This window comes from Pseudomonas sp. GL-B-19, from assembly GCF_019956415.1.
Taxonomy (GTDB): Bacteria; Pseudomonadota; Gammaproteobacteria; order Pseudomonadales; family Pseudomonadaceae; genus Aquipseudomonas.
In genome coordinates, this window is record NZ_JAHBDK010000015.1 from 77,758 (window position 1) to 97,401 (window position 19,644).

18 protein-coding genes are annotated in these 19,644 nt (G+C 58.7%); 4 read left to right on the forward strand and 14 right to left on the reverse strand.

Annotated elements, in window-relative coordinates:
* Positions 1 to 229: 229 nt before the first annotated feature.
* Together recJ and KGB06_RS03975 are read right to left on the reverse strand one after the other, a co-directional pair.
* On the reverse strand, positions 230 to 1,939 hold the full coding sequence (gene recJ, locus KGB06_RS03970; RefSeq protein WP_223512003.1) for a single-stranded-DNA-specific exonuclease RecJ: 1,710 nt from the start codon (positions 1,937 to 1,939) through the stop codon (positions 230 to 232).
* Between the two features lie 66 nt (positions 1,940 to 2,005).
* Positions 2,006 to 2,548, reverse strand: a complete 543-nt coding sequence (locus KGB06_RS03975) for a YaeQ family protein (protein ID WP_007897614.1) — start codon at positions 2,546 to 2,548, stop codon at positions 2,006 to 2,008.
* Between the two features lie 147 nt (positions 2,549 to 2,695).
* On the opposite strand from KGB06_RS03975, the gene KGB06_RS03980 reads away from it, so the two are divergent.
* Positions 2,696 to 3,895: a CaiB/BaiF CoA transferase family protein gene (locus KGB06_RS03980; protein WP_223512004.1), complete on the forward strand. Its 1,200-nt coding sequence runs from the start codon at positions 2,696 to 2,698 to the stop codon at positions 3,893 to 3,895.
* Between the two features lie 215 nt (positions 3,896 to 4,110).
* Here KGB06_RS03980 and KGB06_RS03985 read toward each other — a convergent pair whose 3' ends face one another.
* The 11 genes from KGB06_RS03985 to ffh form a co-directional block, all read right to left on the reverse strand.
* On the reverse strand, positions 4,111 to 4,398 hold the full coding sequence (locus KGB06_RS03985; protein WP_223512005.1) for a DUF3509 domain-containing protein: 288 nt from the start codon (positions 4,396 to 4,398) through the stop codon (positions 4,111 to 4,113).
* Positions 4,399 to 4,560: 162 nt separating this feature from the next.
* Complete coding sequence (locus KGB06_RS03990) at positions 4,561 to 5,913, reverse strand: transporter substrate-binding domain-containing protein (protein WP_223512007.1); 1,353 nt, start codon at positions 5,911 to 5,913, stop codon at positions 4,561 to 4,563.
* A 120-nt stretch (positions 5,914 to 6,033) separates the two neighbouring features.
* A complete protein-coding gene (gene thrC / locus KGB06_RS03995) occupies positions 6,034 to 7,443 on the reverse strand; it encodes a threonine synthase (protein WP_223512009.1) in 1,410 nt (469 codons plus the stop codon).
* 67 nt (positions 7,444 to 7,510) lie between these two features.
* Positions 7,511 to 8,815, reverse strand: coding sequence for a homoserine dehydrogenase (locus KGB06_RS04000; RefSeq protein ID WP_223512011.1), 1,305 nt, complete (start codon positions 8,813 to 8,815; stop codon positions 7,511 to 7,513).
* 133 nt (positions 8,816 to 8,948) lie between these two features.
* Positions 8,949 to 9,680, reverse strand: a complete 732-nt coding sequence (dsbC, locus tag KGB06_RS04005) for a bifunctional protein-disulfide isomerase/oxidoreductase DsbC (RefSeq protein ID WP_223512013.1) — start codon at positions 9,678 to 9,680, stop codon at positions 8,949 to 8,951.
* 260 nt (positions 9,681 to 9,940) lie between these two features.
* Positions 9,941 to 10,837, reverse strand: coding sequence for a site-specific tyrosine recombinase XerD (xerD, locus tag KGB06_RS04010; RefSeq protein WP_223512015.1), 897 nt, complete (start codon positions 10,835 to 10,837; stop codon positions 9,941 to 9,943).
* Between the two features lie 144 nt (positions 10,838 to 10,981).
* Positions 10,982 to 11,332 carry a 50S ribosomal protein L19 gene (rplS, locus tag KGB06_RS04015; protein WP_003175895.1) on the reverse strand — a complete coding sequence of 117 codons (351 nt, stop codon included), beginning with the start codon at positions 11,330 to 11,332 and terminating at the stop codon, positions 10,982 to 10,984.
* A gap of 45 nt (positions 11,333 to 11,377) precedes the next feature.
* Complete coding sequence (trmD, locus tag KGB06_RS04020) at positions 11,378 to 12,130, reverse strand: tRNA (guanosine(37)-N1)-methyltransferase TrmD (protein ID WP_007944874.1); 753 nt, start codon at positions 12,128 to 12,130, stop codon at positions 11,378 to 11,380.
* Between the two features lie 2 nt (positions 12,131 to 12,132).
* The gene (gene rimM / locus KGB06_RS04025; RefSeq protein ID WP_007944873.1) at positions 12,133 to 12,669 is read right to left on the reverse strand and encodes a ribosome maturation factor RimM; all 537 of its coding nucleotides are present in this window, start codon (positions 12,667 to 12,669) and stop codon (positions 12,133 to 12,135) included.
* Between the two features lie 5 nt (positions 12,670 to 12,674).
* Entirely contained in the window at positions 12,675 to 12,926 is a 252-nt protein-coding gene (gene rpsP, locus KGB06_RS04030) for a 30S ribosomal protein S16 (RefSeq protein WP_007944872.1), read from the reverse strand.
* 250 nt (positions 12,927 to 13,176) lie between these two features.
* Positions 13,177 to 14,553 (reverse strand): signal recognition particle protein, encoded by a 1,377-nt coding sequence (ffh, locus tag KGB06_RS04035; protein ID WP_223512017.1) that lies wholly within the window; start codon positions 14,551 to 14,553, stop codon positions 13,177 to 13,179.
* Positions 14,554 to 14,748: 195 nt separating this feature from the next.
* Here ffh and KGB06_RS04040 point away from each other — a divergent pair, with 195 nt between their 5' ends.
* The 3 genes from KGB06_RS04040 to KGB06_RS04050 all read left to right on the forward strand — a co-directional run bounded on the left by KGB06_RS04040 (position 14,749) and on the right by KGB06_RS04050 (position 18,287).
* Positions 14,749 to 15,561, forward strand: a complete 813-nt coding sequence (locus tag KGB06_RS04040) for an inner membrane protein YpjD (protein WP_223512018.1) — start codon at positions 14,749 to 14,751, stop codon at positions 15,559 to 15,561.
* Between the two features lie 12 nt (positions 15,562 to 15,573).
* Entirely contained in the window at positions 15,574 to 16,809 is a 1,236-nt protein-coding gene (locus KGB06_RS04045; protein ID WP_223512019.1) for a transporter associated domain-containing protein, read from the forward strand.
* Between the two features lie 161 nt (positions 16,810 to 16,970).
* A complete protein-coding gene (locus KGB06_RS04050; RefSeq protein ID WP_223512020.1) occupies positions 16,971 to 18,287 on the forward strand; it encodes an MFS transporter in 1,317 nt (438 codons plus the stop codon).
* Between the two features lie 105 nt (positions 18,288 to 18,392).
* Here the strand turns inward: KGB06_RS04050 and purT are convergent, their stop codons facing one another.
* Positions 18,393 to 19,574 carry a formate-dependent phosphoribosylglycinamide formyltransferase gene (gene purT, locus KGB06_RS04055; protein ID WP_223512021.1) on the reverse strand — a complete coding sequence of 394 codons (1,182 nt, stop codon included), beginning with the start codon at positions 19,572 to 19,574 and terminating at the stop codon, positions 18,393 to 18,395.
* Between the last annotated feature and the right edge of the window lie 70 nt (positions 19,575 to 19,644).

Here is a 19,644-nt window from a genome sequence, read left to right on the forward strand (position 1 = left end):
GGCTCCAGGGTTCTGTTTGAAAAGTCGACGAGTGACAGGAAAAAAAGGCGCAGCACCCGCCCCCGCGGGCAAAAAATTCGACAAGACGTCACAAGGATAATCAAGCAGTGATTAGAGCCTAGTCGACATCGGGGAGATGGGGGAGGGTTCCGGGGATAATTGGCGTCAGGAAGATCGCTATCGCGGGCAAGCCTTGCTCCTGTAGGAGCAAGGCTTGCCCGCGATGGGCTTAACGCGGTTCGATGTGGGCAATCATCAGCTGCACGGTCTCGTTACCGCGAAACTCGTTGAGGTCGAGTTTGTAGGCCAATTCCACCCACTTGATAGTCGGATTCGGCCAGATTTCGCGGTCGATGCCGAAGGCGATACCGTCCAGTTTCACCGAACCGCATTCGCTTTTCAGTACTACTTTCAGGTGGCGTTCACCGACGACGCGCTGTTCAACCAACTGGAACACGCCATGGAACAACGGTTCCGGGAAGTGCTGTCCCCAAGGACCGGCATGACGCAGGGCTCGGGCCAGTTCAAGGTGGAATTCTTCGACCGCCAGCGTGCCGTCCGACAGCAGGCGCCCCGTCAGGTCTTCTTCGCGCAATTGCCGGCGCACTTCAGCGTCGAATGCCTCGGCGAACAGCGGAAAATTCGCTTCCGGCAGTGTCAGGCCAGCCGCCATGGCGTGGCCGCCGTATTTGCTGATCAGGTTGGGATGCTGGGCCGCCACCACGCTCAACGCGTCGCGAATGTGGAACCCCTGAACCGAACGCCCCGAGCCCTTGAGTAAACCATCACCAGCATCGGCAAAGGCGATGGTCGGCCGGAAATAGCGCTCTTTCATACGCGAAGCGAGGATACCGATGACACCCTGGTGCCATTCGGGATCAAACAGGCACAAACCGAATGGCATCGACTCGACCGGCAAATCCTTCAGTTGCGCCAGCGCTTCACGCTGCATGCCCTGCTCGATGGATTTGCGGTCCTGGTTCATACCGTCGAGTTGCACAGCCATTTCCCGCGCCAGACCCGCGTCTTCAGTGAGCAGACACTCGATCCCCAGGCTCATGTCGTCCAGGCGTCCTGCCGCGTTCAGGCGCGGGCCTACAATGAAGCCCAAATCCGTGGAAGTGATGCGGGCATGATCACGTTTGGCCACTTCAAGAATCGCCTTGATCCCCGGCCGGGCACGTCCGGCGCGAATCCGCTCCAGGCCCTGGTGCACCAGTATCCGGTTGTTGGCATCCAGCGGCACCACGTCAGCGACGCTGCCCAGCGCTACCAGGTCCAGCAACTCGCCAATGTTCGGCTGCGGCGTGCTCTCGTACCAGCCGAGGCTGCGCAAACGCGCGCGAAGCGCCATCAGCACATAGAAAATCACCCCGACGCCGGCCAGCGCCTTGCTCGGGAAGTTGCACCCTGGCTGGTTCGGATTGACGATGGCGTCGGCCAGCGGCAGTTCGTCACCGGGCAAGTGATGGTCGGTGACCAGCACCTTAAGACCATGTTTCTTCGCCGCAGCGACACCTTCGACACTGGAAATACCGTTGTCCACGGTGATCAGCAATTGCGGAGTGCGAGTCAACGCCACTTCGACTATTTCCGGCGTCAGGCCGTAGCCATACTCAAACCGGTTCGGCACCAGGTAATCGACATGAGCCGCGCCCAGCAGGCGCAATCCCAATACACCCACGGTACTGGCCGTCGCACCATCGGCGTCAAAGTCGCCGACAATCAGAATCCGCTGCCGCTGATCCAACGCCGTCACCAGCAAATCCACGGCGGCATCAATGCCCTTGAGCTGCTGAAACGGAATCAGCCGCGCCAGGCTTTTGTCCAGTTCAGCCTCGGTCAGTACGCCCCGCGCCGCGTACAGGCGGGTCAGCAGCGGCGGCAGATCACCGAGAAATGGCAGGGTGTCGGGCAACAGGCGAGGTTCGATGCGCATGGGGTGACAGGTGCTTCTCTTGAATACGTAGGATAAAACCGGGTGAAATGGGCCCGCAGCGAATAATCAGCCGCGTTCGCCGCTCAACCATTGCAACTGGACTTCGTGTTGACCACGGTCGTCAGTGACGAAAATCGTCCCTTCGCTGATCATCACGTCCCACTTGATTACCCGTGGCATGTCTTTGGCCAGGGTTTCCAGGACTTCCTGAGGCACGGCAGCAATGTGCACGTTTTTCAGGTTTTTGATGGCCGGGATCACTTTGGTTTCCCAGACGCGCAAGCTGCCGTAGGCCAGCAAACTGGTGCGTTCGGTGCGACGCGAGCACCAGGTCAGGCGATCGGCGTCTGGCTGGCCGACTTCGATCCAGTGCAGGACGCGATCGTCCAGGCTCTTTTCCCACAGGGCTGGTTCATCCACGTCTGACAGACCACGACCGAATGACAGTTGCTCGTTGTACCAGAAGGCATAGGCCAGCAGCCGTACGGTCATGCGTTCTTCGGTTTCCGAAGGGTGACGGGCGATGGTCTGCTTCACGCTCTCGTAAACGCTGCGGTCGAGGTCGGTGAGATTCAGTTCAAACTTGTAGGTCGTGGACGGCTGGGCCATGAACGGGCTTCTTGATACGAGGAAAGGCGGCAAGTCTAACCGATGCTGTAGGCAATCATCGAACTGAAGGCGATTCTGCTTGCTCGTCTGACGTTCGGCTATGTTAAAACGCTGTATTCGCTCAGCCTTTGTCCTACAGGATCCCGCATGCCGCTCTCCGGAAAACCGCTCTCAGGTCTGAAAGTCATTGAATTGGGTACGCTGATCGCCGGGCCGTTTGCCTCGCGCATTTGCGGCGAGTTTGGCGCCGAAGTGATCAAGATCGAATCCCCCGACGGCGGCGATCCGTTGCGCAAATGGCGAAAAATGTATGAGGGTACCTCGCTATGGTGGTTCGTTCAGGCGCGTAACAAAAAGTCCCTGACCCTGAACCTGAAACACCCCGACGGCCTGACGATTCTGAAAAAGCTGCTCAGTGAAGCGGACATCCTGATCGAGAATTTTCGCCCTGGCGTCCTGGAGAAGCTCGGACTGGGCTGGGAAGTTCTGCACGCGCTTAACCCGAAACTGGTGATGGTGCGCCTCTCCGGTTTCGGTCAGACCGGGCCGATGAAAGATCAGCCAGGGTTTGGCGCCGTCGGTGAGTCCATGGGCGGCCTGCGCTACATCACCGGGTTCGAGGATCGGCCACCGGTGCGCACCGGGATTTCCATCGGCGACTCGATTGCGGCGCTCTGGGGTGTAATAGGCGCGCTGATGGCCCTGCGTCATCGCGAAGTGAACGGCGGCCTCGGCCAAGTGGTCGATGTGGCGCTGTATGAAGCGATCTTCGCGATGATGGAAAGCATGGTGCCGGAGTTCGATGTGTTTGGTTTCATTCGCGAACGCACCGGTAACATCATGCCGGGTATTACGCCCTCCTCGATCCACACCAGCGCCGACGGCAAACACGTGCAGATCGGCGCCAATGGCGATGCGATTTTCAAACGGTTCATGCTGATCATCGGCCGCGAAGACCTGGCCAATGACCCGGTGCTGGCCAGCAACGACGGGCGTGACAGCCGCCGCGACGAGATTTATGGCGTGATCGACCGCTGGGTCAACTCGCTGCCGCTGGACACGGTCATCGAACAATTGAATCAGGCCGACGTGCCGGCCAGTCGGATCTTCAGCGCTGAAGACATGTTCAGCGATCCGCAGTACCTGGCCCGGGAAATGTTCCTGCAGGCCAAGCTTCCGGATGGCAAAGATTTCAAAATGCCGGGCATTGTGCCGAAACTCTCAGAGACACCCGGCACTTCAGAATGGGTCGGGCCGCAACTGGGTGAGCACAACGTACAGGTGCTCCAGGAACTTGGCTATGACGCGCTGCAAATCGCACAATTGCGCAAAGAAGGGGCTATCTAAGGTGATGCGTTGACTATCCGATTCGTGGCACAGGTCGGGCATTAGCCCATCGCAGGCAAAAAGAAACCCCGAGAAGTGGGGAGACGACTCGGGGTCAAACGTGGCCTACATAAAGACCCGTAGCAGCAAGCTACAAGCACCGGAGCACAATGCTTGATCTTGCCGTTACGGGGTCTGACTGACCTTGGCGCAGGAAGGTTCCCACAAAAGTCACTTCAATTTCGGCTGGCCAGGATTTTGTCCTGGGCCGCATTGCGCAACGCCGCGATGACACAGGGCTCCAGCCGTCCTTCGGCAATGAGCACGTCGCGGTGCAATCCATCGACGACGTCGGTCAGCAGACGCTTGTCGGTCAGCTGAGCCTGATTGAAGACCCGTTCGACGACAATCGCGCCCGTCGTATTCTTCAGTGTCACCAGGCATTCACTGCGGGCACCCGACGGGGTCAGTGTGACCTGATAGGGGCTCAGCGCCTCACCGAGCAATAGACTGATACTTTCCATCTCGATCACCACTCAATAGTCCGAAAACAAAGTGCCTGGGGCCTGCTCACAATAAATGACCACTGGCCCGAGAAGAAAGTTCTGGATTTCAGGTGCAGGCGCGTCGGCGCCTCTGGTTGATAGAGCATGCACGTCGAAGATGACAAGGAGAAAACAACGGCTTCACTCTCCTCTTCGCCGACTTCTGTCGGTCCAGCCCCCCAATAAACCTCGCAATTGGCCGTCGGCGCTGTAGAACGGCACCGTCCATTGGTAAACGTTTCTGACGCCATTGTGGAACATCAATTGACGTTCAATGAATTGGGGCTTGCGCGTGGCAAGTTGGGCGATAAATTCGGCATGCAACTGTTCGGCGGTCGCTTTGGGCAGAAGGTCGAGTTCGATCAACTGTCGTCCCTGAACCTGATCGAAACGGGTCGACAAGCCTTCTTCATAACTCTTGTTGCACATGACCATCCGCCCTTCCAGATCACGCACAAACATCGGGTCGGGCATCGCGTCCATCAACGCGTGCTGGAAGGCCAGTTGATCGCTGAGACTTTTCTCGGCCTTCAGACGTTGCTGGATCAACACCGCCAGACGTCGATTCCAGAGCAAGGACAACAGGCCGAACACGCTGACGATGCAAACGCCCCAGCAACCCCACTGGGTGAACCGTTGCCAGGCAGTCGGCGCACGCACCGGGCCGATTCCGTTAAGCCACTTCAAGCGAATGGCGCGCAACTCGGCAGGCGCAAACGCCTCAAGCGCCTTGTTGAGGATGCTCAGCAATTGCGGCTGACCTTTGCGTATCGTCAGGTAGTCCGCTTCCCATTTGCCCTCAATCGTACGCCCCACCTTAAGTTGCCCCAATGGAAAGAGCTGCGCGCCGGTTTCGTTTTCGATGGTCGCATAAGCTTCGCCGCTCTCGACCAGCGCCCGGGCCTCGGCATACGTTTTGACAGAACGCAGCTCGATGGACGGATAGTCACGACGAATCATCGACTCCAGCGCGTGCCTGGCCGGCAGCACCAGCACTCTTTTCATCAGTTGTTCCAGAGACTGGACCTCAGGCACTCCCGCCTGCCCGACAAACACCCACCCCGCCCCACCGAATGCATGACTGAAATCCAGGAACGTCTTGCGCTCGTCGTTCATCGCCAGCGTGGTGCTCATGTCCGCCGCGCCACTCTCCAGTCTTTCAAGCAACTGGGCGTTGGAGAACGACTCTTCGTGGACAAACTGCAACCCCGTCATCGCACTGATGCGGTTGAGGACATCGTTGTTCAAACCGCTCCATTGGCCGTGCTCATCCTTGAACAGATACAGCGGGTATTGCGTGGACGCGACGATAACTTGGGGGTGTTCGGCCAACCATTTTTTTTCTTGGGCATCCAGCTCGATCATCGCGCCAATGACAGATCCCTTTGCCTCGGGAATCGCCAATTGTGCTGACAGCGCCGTTTGAACCAAGCCGATGGCACTGATTAAAAACACCCAGCACACGGCTGGTTTGAACCCTCTACAAAACCGCATTGCCACTTCCTTCGTGATCAACTCACCCTTTCCTCATGGGTGAAAACGCGACAAGTGTGGCATGCAGAAATGAGAAAGCCCGTCAGGAGACGGGCTTCAAAATGTGACAGCTTTTACCGGTTACAGGGGCTTGCCGCGGTTGCCATGCTGACTGACAAAGGCCTGCACGGCTTTCAGGTCGTTTGGCAACACGGTGCAACGCTCATCTCTCTCAAACAAATCAGAAAGATGTACAGGGAGCTCAAGCGCTTTTCCTACGCCAGCCTTCTCCACTGCGTCCGGGAATTTGACCGGATGCGCCGTGCCAAGGATCACCATTGGAATATCCAGACTGCGACGGCACTCGCGCGCAGCCTTCACGCCGATAGCAGTGTGTGGATCCAGCAGCTCGCCGGTTTGCTCGTACACTTCGGCGATGGTTTCGCAGGTTTGCACGTCGTCCACGGCCAGCGAATCAAACAGTTTGCGGGCTTCGGTCCAGCGCTCCTCTTCGACGCTGAAACCGCCGCCCTGCTTGAAGCTGTCCATCAGCCCGGCAATCGCCGCGCCGTTGCGACCGTGCAGGTCGAACAGCAGTCGTTCGAAGTTCGACGACACCATGATGTCCATCGACGGCGACAGCGTGGCGTGCAGGGTTTCCTTGACGTACTGGTTGCCGCTCATGAAGCGGTGCAGGATGTCGTTGCGGTTGGTGGCGACGATCAACTGGTTGATTGGCAGGCCCATGTTGCGCGCCAGGTAACCGGCGAAGATGTCGCCGAAGTTGCCGGTTGGCACCGAGAAGGATACCGAACGCGCCGGGCCACCCAATTGCAGCGATGCGTGGAAGTAGTAGACGATCTGGGCCATGATCCGCGCCCAGTTGATCGAGTTCACCGCGACCAGACGCGTGCCTTTGAGGAAGCTCTGATCGGCGAAGCTCGCCTTGACCATTTCCTGGCAGTCATCGAAGTTACCTTCGATGGCGATGTTGTGGATGTTCTCGCCGAAGATGGTGGTCATCTGCCGACGCTGTACTTCGGACACGCGGTTGTGCGGGTGCAGGATGAAGATGTCGACGTTTTCGCAATGCTTGCAGCCTTCGATGGCGGCCGAGCCGGTATCACCGGAAGTAGCGCCGACAATCACCACGCGCTCGCCGCGCTTTTCCAGCACGTAGTCGAGCAGGCGACCGAGCAGTTGCAGGGCGAAGTCTTTAAACGCCAGGGTCGGGCCGTGGAACAGCTCCAGCACCCATTCATTGCCGTTCAACTGACGCAGTGGCGCGACGGCGTTGTGCGAGAACACACCGTACGTTTCTTCGAGAATCTTTTTGAAATCGGCATCGGGAATGCTGCCGGTCACGAACGGGCGCATCACCCGGAAAGCCAGTTCGTGATACGGCAGGCCGGCCCAGGAAGCGATTTCTTCCTGGGTGAAACGTGGCAGGTTTTCCGGGACGTACAAACCGCCGTCGGTGGCGAGACCGGCCAGCAGGACGTCTTCGAAATTCAGGGCCGGTGCCTGGCCGCGGGTACTGATATAACGCATGACTGGCTCCAATGGACAGTGTTCGAAAACCCGGGCGTTATTACAACGCCCGGTGAACAAAAACGACTTAGTTCAGGTGCTCGACGCGGATCCGTACAACCGGACCGACAACACCGGACAACGCTTCAAGGGCGGCAATCGCGTCATTCATGTGCTGTTCGAGCACACGGTGAGTCAGCAGGATCATCGGCACCAGACCGTCATGCTCTTCCACTTCTTTCTGCATGATCGATTCGATGTTGATGCCACGCTCCGACAGGATGCTCGCCACCTGGGCCAACACGCCCGGATGGTCCTTGGCCTGAATGCGCAGGTAGTAGGCGCTTTCGCAGGCTTCGATCGGCAGGATCGGGTGCGCCGACAGCGAATCCGGCTGGAAAGCCAAGTGCGGTACGCGGTTTTCCGGGTCGGAGGTCATGGCGCGAACCACGTCCACCAGGTCGGCGATCACCGACGAAGCGGTTGGCTCCATGCCAGCACCCGCGCCGTAGAACAACGTCGAACCGGCAGCGTCGCCATTGACCATGACCGCATTCATCACGCCGTTGACGTTGGCGATCAGGCGATCGGCCGGGATCAGCGTCGGGTGTACGCGCAGTTCGATACCGGCCGCAGTGCTGCGTGCCACACCAAGGTGCTTGATGCGGTAGCCCAGCGCTTCGGCGTAGTTCACGTCAGCGGTGGTCAGCTTGGTGATGCCTTCGGTGTAGGCCTTGTCGAATTGCAACGGGATACCGAACGCAATGGAAGCCAGGATCGTCAGCTTGTGGGCTGCGTCGATGCCTTCAACGTCGAAAGTCGGATCGGCTTCGGCGTAACCCAGGGCTTGCGCCTCGGCCAGCACGTCTTCAAAGGTTCGGCCCTTTTCACGCATTTCGGTGAGGATGAAGTTGCCGGTGCCATTGATGATCCCGGCGACCCAGTTGATGCGGTTAGCAGACAGGCCTTCACGGATCGCCTTGATCACCGGAATGCCGCCGGCCACAGCCGCTTCGAACGCCACAATCACGCCTTTCTCGCGAGCCTTGGCGAAAATTTCATTACCGTGAACGGCAATCAGTGCCTTGTTCGCGGTGACCACATGCTTGCCATTCTCGATGGCCTTGAGTACCAGCTCGCGGGCAACGGTGTAGCCGCCCATCAGCTCTATAACGATGTCGATCTCAGGGTTCGTGGCCACTTCGAAGACATCGTTGGTAATCGCAATACCGGTCGTCTGGAACTGAGGCTTTGGCGTGCGCATGGCAATTTGTGCCACTTCGATTCCACGCCCGGCACGACGAGCAATTTCCTCGGCGTTGCGCTGAAGTACGTTGAAGGTACCGCCACCGACGGTTCCTAACCCACAGATGCCTACTTTGACCGGTTTCACTGTGAACTCCCCATAAAACGGCCGACTCAAGGTCGGCCGTGAAAACAACCGCGTGCTCGCGGTTCCCTATTAATGCCCCGGCGATGATGCTGCCGGACCATGATCGTCAATGGCTGACCGTGACGATGCGAATTTACTTCGCGCTCAGTGCCAGTTTGGCGACTTGTGGCGCAGGCTGGTAGCCCGGAATGACCTGACCGTCGGCCAAAACGATGGCCGGTGTGCCGTTCACGCCAATCGACTGACCAAGAGCGAACTGTTTGGAAACCGGGTTATCGCACTTGGCGGCCTTGATTTCCTTGCCATCGACCATTTTGTCCATGGCCGCTTTCTTGTCTTTCGAGCACCAGACCGCTTGCAGCTGTTCGTCACCCGGCGAGCCCAGGCCCTGGCGCGGGAACGCGACATAACGTACTTCGATGCCGCGCTTGTTCAGCTCAGGCACTTCGGCGTGCAGTTTGTGGCAGTACGGGCAGGTGGTGTCGGTGAACACGGTGATGTGCGACTTGGTTTCGCCGATGGCTGGATACACCACGGTTTCCGCAACAGGAATGTCATTGACCAGTTTGGAAACACCCAGGCGTTCGGTCTTCTCGGTCAGGTTGACCGGTTTACCATCCTTGAGCTGGAACAGGTAGCCCTGAACCACGTACTGGCCGTCGGCGCTGGCATACAACACGCGGCTGCCCTTGAGTTTGACTTCGTACATCCCTGGCAACGGGCTGGCCGTGATGGTTTCGACGGGCACGTCGAGCTGGAGGTTTTCCAGGCTTTTACGAATGGCTTTGTCGGCCGCGTCATCGGCGACGGCAAAGGTGCTGACCAACGCAATGGCAGCGGCGGCGAAAATCTGGGTCAGACGCATGAGAACTCCTGAAGGCGGACAAATGAAACGATCAGAACGCCCGTACCGAAACACCGGGTCATAACCGCCCATCGTGCAAACCGACAAAGCCTACCACATAAGGCCCGTATGGCCGAATGCGCCTGTCGCCAGAGATTTTGAGAGCACCGAAGAACCTGTAGGAGTGAGACCGGCTTGCCGGCGATTGCGGTAGTCCTGACAACACAGCGGTGACTGACAGACCGCCATCGCGAGCAGGCTCACTCCTACAGGGATTTTGTTCAGCCTCTGGGGTGATGTTTGGCGTGCAGGTCCTGCAAGCGCGCCCGGGCAACATGAGTGTAGATCTGAGTAGTCGACAAATCGCTGTGGCCAAGCAGCATTTGCACCACGCGCAAGTCGGCACCGTGGTTGAGCAGGTGCGTCGCAAAAGCGTGACGCAAGGTGTGCGGCGACAGCGACTTGCCGATCCCGGCGACCTTGGCCTGGTGCTTGATGCGATGCCAGAAGGTCTGGCGGGTCATCTGCTCGCCGCGCAAACTGGGGAACAGTACATCGCTGGGACGCCCGCCGAGCAACTCTCCACGGGCGTCGCGCATGTAGCGCTCGACCCAGACAATCGCCTCCTCACCCATCGGCACCAGGCGCTCCTTGCTGCCCTTGCCCATCACCCTGAGCACACCCTGGCGCAAATTGACCTGTTCCAGCGTCAGGCTGATCAGCTCTGTCACCCGCAAACCACAGGCATAAAGCACTTCGAGCATGGCGCGGTCACGCTGGCCGATGGCTTCACTCAAATCCGGCGCCTTGAGCAAGGCTTCGACGTCGGCTTCCGACAGGGATTTAGGCAAAGGCCTACCCAGCTGCGGCATGTCTACGCGCAAGGTCGGATCGACGGCGATCAACTTTTCCCGCAGCAAGTAGCGATAGAACCCACGCACACCCGAGAGGAATCGCGCCGTGGAACGGGGTTTGTAGTTCTGCTCCAGACGCCAGGCCAGGTGATCGAGGATCAATTCCCGTCCGGCGTTGACCAGTTCCAACCCCTCCTCCTGCAGCCAGCCGTTGAACAAGGCCAGGTCGCTGCGATAGGCATCGCGAGTGTTGTCGGAAAGGCCTTTTTCCAGCCAGAGGGCGTCGAGGAACTGGTCTATCAGTGGGTGATCAATGGCAGGCATAAAGGCTCAGGCAAGGCAGGAAACGACTGAAAAGTGACTTACAGTCTTTCATAGCACGCGCACTCGCGGAACCATTGCCGGCATAAATCGCAGGCAACAAAAAAGCAGCCCGCAGGCTGCTTTTTTCTGCATCGGAAGCTGGACTTAAGCCAGTTTTTCCTTGATGCGAGCTGCTTTACCGGACAGGTCACGCAGGTAGTACAGCTTGGCTTTACGTACGTCACCGCGACGTTTAACGGCCATGCTGTCGATTTGCGGGCTGTAGGTCTGGAAAGTACGCTCTACGCCAACACCGTTGGAGATTTTACGAACGGTGAAAGCACTGTTTACGCCGCGGTTACGCTTGGCGATAACAACACCTTCGAACGCTTGCAGACGCGAACGGTCGCCTTCCTTCACTTTCACCTGAACGACAATGGTGTCGCCCGGGGCAAAGGTAGGGATCTCTTTGGTCATCTGCTCTGCTTCGAGTGCAAGGATGATTTTGTTAGTCATGCTGTGCTCCTAAGGTAAATCGTCGGATCTACCATCGATACGTTGTTAACTATCGTCCCGCTCGCGGATGTATTCCTCGAGCAGCTTCTTCTCTTCTCCAGAAAGCGAGCGGCTTTCCAGAAGATCGGCGCGTCGTTCAAAGGTCCTACCAAGGGACTGCTGTAAACGCCAACGCCGGATATGCGCGTGATTGCCACTTAGCAACACGTCGGGAACACGCTGATCCGCATACACCTCCGGTCGGGTGTAGTGCGGGCAATCCAGCAGACCATCCGTAAAGGAATCTTCCTCGGCGGAGTCCGCATGCCCTAAAGCTCCAGGCAGCAGTCGTGTAACCGCATCGATCAGGACCATCGCCGGCAGCTCGCCGCCAGACAGTACATAGTCGCCAATCGACCACTCTTCATCGACATGAGTATCTATAAAACGCTCGTCAATGCCTTCATAGCGGCCGGCAATCAGGATCAATGCATCCAGATTCGCCAACTCGCGCACCGCCGACTGAGTCAGTTGACGGCCTTGGGGGGACAGGTAAATTACCTTCGCCGCCTCCCCGGCTGCTGCCTTGGCCTGAACCAGTGCATCTTCCAGGGGCTTGATCTTCATCACCATGCCCGGACCACCGCCAAATGGGCGATCATCCACAGTGTGATGTCGATCCGTCGTGTAGTCTCGCGGGTTCCAACAGGTGAGCTGCAAGAGCCCCTGTTTCACCGCCCGACTGGTGATGCCGTACTCGCTGATGGCGGAGAACATCTCGGGAAACAAACTGATCACTTCTACGCGCAAGTTAGCCACGCTTAGAAGTCCGCGTCCCAATCCACCTTCATCTCGCCTGCGGCCAGATCGACAGCCAACACGCATTGCTCCGTATAGGGCAACAGGCGTTCGCGATCATCCAGGCTGCCAGCGCAAGGCTTGACCACCATTACATCATTGGCGCCGGTTTCCAGAAGATGATCGATTTTCCCGAGCAATTGCCCGAGTTGATCAATAACCTTCAGACCTTCCAGCTGGTACCAGTAGTACTCGCCGTCGGTCAATTCAGGGAACAGGTTGCGCGGCACACAGATCTCATAACCGGCCAGAAGACGTGCTTCTTCACGATCATCAAGACCCTTGAGCTTTGCGACCAGGAACTTGTCGTTCCCACGTCCGCTGACCAGCTCGACCTGTTTCACATTGCCTTCGCGCTTGAGCGTCCAGGTTTTGTACTGCAACAGGTTTTCAGTCGGATCAGTAAAGGAATACACCTTCACTTCGCCGCGAACGCCATGAACCGAATAAATTTTGCCGATAACGATCAAATCATCAGCAACAGCTGGCGTCGCGTTCATATTGCTCAGGCCGCAGCCTTAGCCGCGTCCTTCAACAACTGAGCAACACGCTCAGAAGGTTGTGCACCAACGCTCAGCCAGTAGGCTACGCGCTCTTGGTTCACGGACAGACGGACTTCTTGACCACGAGCAACAGGGTTGAAGAAACCAACCTGTTCCTTGTGCGAACCGTCGCGCGGGTTGCGGCTGTCGGTTACGGTCAAGTGGTAAAACGGGCGCTTTTTGGAGCCGCCAAGGGCAAGACGGATTGTTAGCATGTGAACATCGTTCCTGTAGTCGGTGCTGCAAATCTAAAGGCACAGCGGGCATAGGTGCCCGAAAGGCCGCATATTCTAAGGAATATCCGGACTTTTGCAAATGTCTTTTTCCGGCGGCCTATCGGACGCCATCCAGATTTGCTATAGAGCCGTCGTTGAAAACGGCCAGTCAGCTCCCGCCAAGTGCGGGTTTGCTGGAGATCCCACATTGCTGTGGTACTGCGCCGACATCACTGGCGGCGCGGATTCTTTACATTTTCGGCATGCCGCCGCCGGGCAACATACCGCCCATGCCGCGCATCATTTTGGCCATTCCGCCTTTGGCGGAGAATTTCTTCATCATCTTCTGCATCTGCTTGTGCTGCTTGATCAAGCGACCGATGTCCTGCACCTGAGTGCCGGAACCCATGGCGATCCGGCGCTTGCGCGAACCGCTGATCATCTCAGGGTCGCGGCGCTCGGCCGGGGTCATGGAGTTGATAATGGCTTCCATCTGCTTGAATTGCTTTTCTGCCGCACCCTGGGCATTGCCCATCTGCGCCAGGTTCACACCGCCCATGTTCGGCAGTTTGTCCATGAGCCCGCCGAGGCCGCCCATGTTCTTCATTTGTTGCAACTGATCGCGGAAGTCTTCGAGGTCGAAGCCCTTGCCCTTCTTCAGTTTCTTGGCCAGTTTGTCGGCCTTGTCTTTGTCGAGGGTCGCTTCGGCTTGCTCGATCAGGCTAAGGACGTCGCCCATGCCGAGGATGCGCGAAGCAATACGCTCAGGGTGGAACGGATCGAGCGCTTCGCTCTTCTCGCCCATACCGATGAACTTGATCGGCTTGCCGGTGATGGCGCGAACAGACAGGGCGGCACCGCCACGGGCATCGCCGTCGACCTTGGTCAGGATCACGCCGGTCAGCGGCAGCGCATCACCAAACGCCTTGGCGGTGTTGGCGGCGTCCTGGCCGGTCATGGCGTCAACCACGAACAGGGTTTCGATCGGATTGATCGCGGCATGCAGCGCCTTGATCTCGCCCATCATCTCTTCGTCGATGTGCAAACGACCGGCGGTATCGACGATGACCACGTCGATGAATTTCAGTTTTGCTTCTTTAATAGCCGCTTGCGCGATGTCGACCGGCTTCTGACTCAGGTCAGACGGGAAGAAGGTAACACCGACTTCACCGGCGAGCATTTCCAGCTGTTTGATGGCCGCTGGACGGTAAACGTCCGCCGACACGACCATGACCGACTTCTTCTTGCGCTCTTTAAGGAAGCGCGCAAGCTTGCCGGCGGTGGTGGTTTTACCCGCACCCTGCAAACCGGCCATCAGGATCACGGCAGGTGGAACGGCGCTCAGGTTCAGGTCTTCGTTGGCCGCGCCCATCAGGCTTTCGAGCTCGGCCTGGACGATCTTCACAAAGGCCTGGCCCGGCGTCAGGCTGCGCGACACCTCGGTGCCGACAGCGCGTTCCTTGACCGAATTGACGAAGTCTTTGACCACTGGCAAGGCGACGTCGGCTTCGAGCAACGCCATGCGCACTTCACGCAGGGTGTCTTTGATGTTGTCTTCGGTCAGCTTGGCCTTGCCGGTGACATGGCGCAGCGTCTGCGAGAGACGGTCGGTTAAGTTTTCAAACATTGCGCGATCCTTTCAGGCCCTGTGTAGACCGGGATAATGGCGGCCCAGACCGGAATAAACATGTGCTCGGCGAGCCTGCGGCGTGGGCAGGTCGCGGATTATAGCGAAGACTGCGTCTGGCGGACACCTCACACTTTCGTGCAGCGGGGGTTCTATGCCAAACTCAGCGCCTTTCGGGCTTGCCTAACAGGATTTATGCTCCCCTTGTCACCCAGTTTGCTTACCACTCTCGCCGCCGCCTGCTTATATGCCGCTGCGACTCTTTATCAGGGCTCTCGTCTGGCCACCGGCGCCAAGGCGAACAAGCGCCTGCTGGTCACGCTCGGCGTGCTGGCTGTCCTGGCTCACAGCGCCAGCCTGTTCACCTACCTGCTGACGCCGATCGGCCTGGGCCTGGACTTTTTCAGCGCCGCCAGTCTGATTGCCGCCGCAGTCATCGCGCTGACCCTGCTGGCCTGCTCGCGGATCCCGGTGGAAAACCTGCTGATATTGCTGTTCCCGCTGGGGGCCACGACCGTACTGTTGGCGCAGTTCGCCCCGGCCGGCACCGTACAGATCATCGACGAAGAACCAGGCATCCTCGCCCATATCCTGCTGTCGATCCTCGCTTACGGCATGTTCACCATTGCGGCGTTCCAGTCCTTGTTACTGCTGGTTCAGGACCATCAACTCAAGCACAAACATCCCTCAGGGCTGATCAGGAACTTCCCGCCGCTGCAAACCATGGAAAGCCTGCTGTTCGGTTTCCTGTGGGCCGGCTGGACCCTGCTATCGTTGTCATTGATCTCCGGCTGGCTGTTTGTCGACAACCTGTTCGCCCAGCACCTGGTGCATAAAACCTTGCTGGCGTGCCTGGCCTGGATTGTCTTCAGTGTGCTGCTGTGGGGCCGTAACCGTCTCGGCTGGCGCGGACACAAGGCAATTCGCTGGACCCTGGCCGGTTTCTGCCTGCTGATGCTGGCGTATTTCGGCAGCAAGCTGGTTCGTGAATACATCCTGCATATCTGACGAGCGGCATTAATGGACGACTTGCCCCTAGGGCCGATGCTCGCGGTATTGGCCCTGCTGATTTTATGGTCGGGGCTGTTTACCGCCATCGAAGTGGCACAACAGCAGTTGCTGGCCCAGCGGACTGCCTCGCGCTCGAGCGACAAGCCGGTGGCGAAGCTGAGCTTTCCACTCAACAGTCTGATCTTCTGCAATACCCTGTGCCGTGCGCTGGTGATGGTCATCAGCACCTTGCTGGCGATTTTCACCTGGGCGGGCAACGGTCCATGGGTCGCCTGCGCCGGCGCCGGCGCCGCTCTCCTGGTGTTCGCCGACTACCTGCCACGCACCCTCGCCTCTCGCTACCCTGACGCGGTGCTGAACCTGGGCAACACCTTGCTCGGCGCACCACTGAAAATCATCTACCCGGCCGCCTGGCTGCTCAATGGCCTCAGCCAGTTGCTGATGCGACCGTTCGCCCGCAAAGTCAAAGTGGTGCAGCAGAGCGAAGACGAAACACCGACGGATCGAAACGACGATCACGACCATAGCGTCTGCCGCCCGCACCCACTGTCCGGCATCCACGCGCTGGACAACATCACGGTCAACGACATTCTGGTGCCGCGCAGTGACGTCGACGGCATCAACCTCGACGACCCGATTGAAGAAATCATCGAGCAGTTGCGCCACAACAAACGCACGCGTCTGCCGGTATTCCACAGTGACATCAACCAGGTCGAAGCGGTCCTCAACACCCGATACATCCGTCACTTGCTGCCCGATGCCAGCCTGACGATGGAAGCGCTGCGGGCGGCCAGCCATGACCCTTATTTCGTCCCGGAAAGCACTCCATTGCAGCTGCAATTGCTGAATTTTCACAAGCAGCAGCGGCGTTTGGGCATGGTGGTCGACGAGTACGGTGAAGTGCTTGGTATCGTCACCCTGGAAGACATTCTTGAAGAAATCGTCGGCGAATTCGAAAGCCAGCACAGCCTGGACAACCCGCACATCCATCCTCAGGCCGACGGACGTCTGGTGATCGAGGGTGCGGCGTCGATTCGCGAACTGAACAAAAGCCTGGGCTGGCATCTGCCCAGCGATGGCCCGAAAACCCTTAACGGGTTGGTGACCGAAGCCCTTGAGACGATTCCGGACAGCGCGGTATGCCTGAAGATCGGTCGCTATCGTCTGGAGATTCTGGAAACGGAAGACAACCGCGTCACGCGGGTGCTGATCTGGCATACCAGCTCAGTTCCAGTGGTCATATAAGCCCCTTGTTCAATCGTTAGGCACCTTCCTATAATCGGGGCGCTTACCCAAGCCCCGCCTCACTCCAGTGCTACCCGCACTCCGCTGCAAAACCCACATCCCTGGGTGTTCGACCATAATAATTCGCTCCACTGGGGCACATGACTGTCAGGGATAACCGCATGACGACCAGCACGACTTATACCGAAACCACGCCCGCGCAACCGACGAACTCCGCCACCCGGGTGGCCACCGCGAGTTTCATCGGCACCGCCATCGAGTTTTACGACTTCTACGTATACGCCACCGCAGCAGCGTTGGTGATCGGGCCGGTGTTCTTTCCGCAGACCTCCGGTACCGCCCAAATGTTGTCGGCGTTTCTCACCTTCGGCATCGCCTTTCTTGCGCGGCCGCTGGGTTCTGCACTGTTCGGCCACTTCGGTGACCGCATCGGGCGAAAATCGACTCTCGTCGCCTCGCTGCTGCTGATGGGCGTCTGCACCACGCTGATCGGCGTATTGCCGGGCTACGACAGCATTGGCGCCTGGGCGCCGATCCTGCTTTGCGTGCTGCGCTTCGGCCAAGGCTTGGGGCTGGGCGGTGAATGGGGTGGTGCGGCGCTGCTGGCCACGGAAAACGCGCCCAAAGGTAAGCGCGCCTGGTTCGGCATGTTCCCGCAGCTTGGTCCTTCGATTGGCTTTCTGGCGGCAAACGGCCTGTTCCTGACCTTGGCCATGACCCTGAACGACGAGCAGTTCCGCTCATGGGGCTGGCGAATTCCATTCCTGCTCAGCGCCGTACTGGTGATGGTCGGGTTGTACGTGCGCCTCAAGCTCCACGAAACCCCGGTGTTCGCCAATGCCATGGCCCGTCAGGAACGGGTGAAAATCCCGCTGGTCGAGCTGTTCAGCCAATACTGGGCACCGATGCTGCTGGGCGCTGGCTCGATGGTGGTGTGCTATGCGCTGTTCTATATCTCGACGGTGTTTTCGCTGAGCTATGGCGTGTCGACCCTCGGTTACACCCGTGAAACCTTCCTCGCCTTACTGTGCTTCGCGGTGCTGTTCATGGCCGCCGCAACGCCATTGTCGGCGTGGGCCAGCGACCGTTACGGGCGCAAACCGGTGCTGATCATCGGTGGCGTGTTAGCGATTCTGTCCGGATTCTTGATGGAACCGCTGCTGACTCACGGCTCGACCTGGGGTGTGGCGCTGTTTCTGTGCATCGAACTGTTTCTGATGGGCGTGACGTTTGCACCGATGGGTGCGCTGCTGCCGGAGCTGTTTCCGACTCACGTTCGCTATACCGGTGCGTCGGCGGCCTACAACCTGGGTGGGATCGTCGGTGCCTCGGCGGCGCCGTTCTTTGCGCAGAAACTGGTGGCGATGGGTGGTTTGAGTTATGTCGGGGGGTATGTGTCGGCGGCGGCGGTGCTGAGCCTGATTGCGGTGCTGTGCCTGAAGGAGACGCGTCACAACGATTTGAATCGGGTTGCCTGACAGGCCGCCATCGCGAGCAAGCTCGCTCCCACAGGGGACCGCGTTCCAACAGAAAGAATGCGATTCAATGTGGGAGCGAGTTTGCCCGCGATAGCCGCGCCTCGGTTACAGCTCTACCACGACAGCCTGAGAAGCGCGGGTAGCCTTGGCGCGAGCCAATTCAATCGACTCATCCCGCGCCAACGCCACACCCATCCGGCGCTGACCATTCACCTCTGGCTTGCCAAACAGACGCAACGCCGTGTCCGGCTCGCTCAACGCAGCACCCAGGTTGGCGAAAACGGTCTGGGTCGACTGTCCTTCCACCAGAATTACCGCTGAAGCCGAAGGCCCGAACTGGCGGATCAACGGAATCGGCAGCCCCAGAATCGCCCGCGCGTGCAGCGCGAACTGCGACAGGTCCTGAGAAATCAGGGTCACCAGGCCAGTGTCATGCGGGCGCGGCGAGACTTCGCTGAACCACACCTGATCACCTTTGATGAACAACTCGACGCCAAACAAACCACGACCGCCCAACGCCTCGGTGACAGCTTTGGCCACGCGCTCGGACTCAGCCAAAGCAATCGGACTCATGGCTTGTGGCTGCCAGGATTCCTGATAATCGCCCTTCTCCTGACGGTGACCGACCGGCGCACAGAACGTGGTGCCGCCGACATGACGCACTGTCAGCAGGGTGATTTCGTAATCGAAGTCGATGAAGCCTTCGATGATCACACGCCCTTTACCGGCGCGACCGCCCTCTTGCGCATAGTCCCACGCAGTTTTGACGTCATCAGTGCTACGCAACAGGCTCTGACCTTTGCCCGAGGAACTCATCACCGGCTTGACCACGCACGGGAAGCCGAGGTCTTCGACCGCTTTGCTGTAATCCTCAAAGGTGTCGGCGAAGTGGTACGGCGAGGTCGGCAGGTCCAGCTCTTCGGCGGCCAGGCGACGGATGCCTTCGCGGTTCATGGTCAGTTGTGCAGCCCGCGCGGTCGGAATCACGGTGAAGCCTTCAGCTTCCAGTTCGACCAGGGTGGCGGTGGCGATGGCTTCGATTTCCGGCACGATGAAGTGCGGTTTCTCGGCTTCGATCACTGCACGCAGGGCAGCGCCATCGAGCATGTTGATCACGTGGCTGCGATGTGCGACTTGCATGGCCGGCGCGTTGGCGTAACGATCCACGGCAATTACTTCAACGCCCAGGCGTTGCAGCTCGATCACCACTTCCTTGCCCAACTCACCACAGCCACACAGCAATACGCGGGTCGCGGTTGGCGACAATGGAGTTCCGATACGGGTCATCTCAGGTCCTCAAGAAGCGGATCATCGAGGGAAGCGCGCTTCCCATGGGGAGAAAGCGCGGCATTTTACA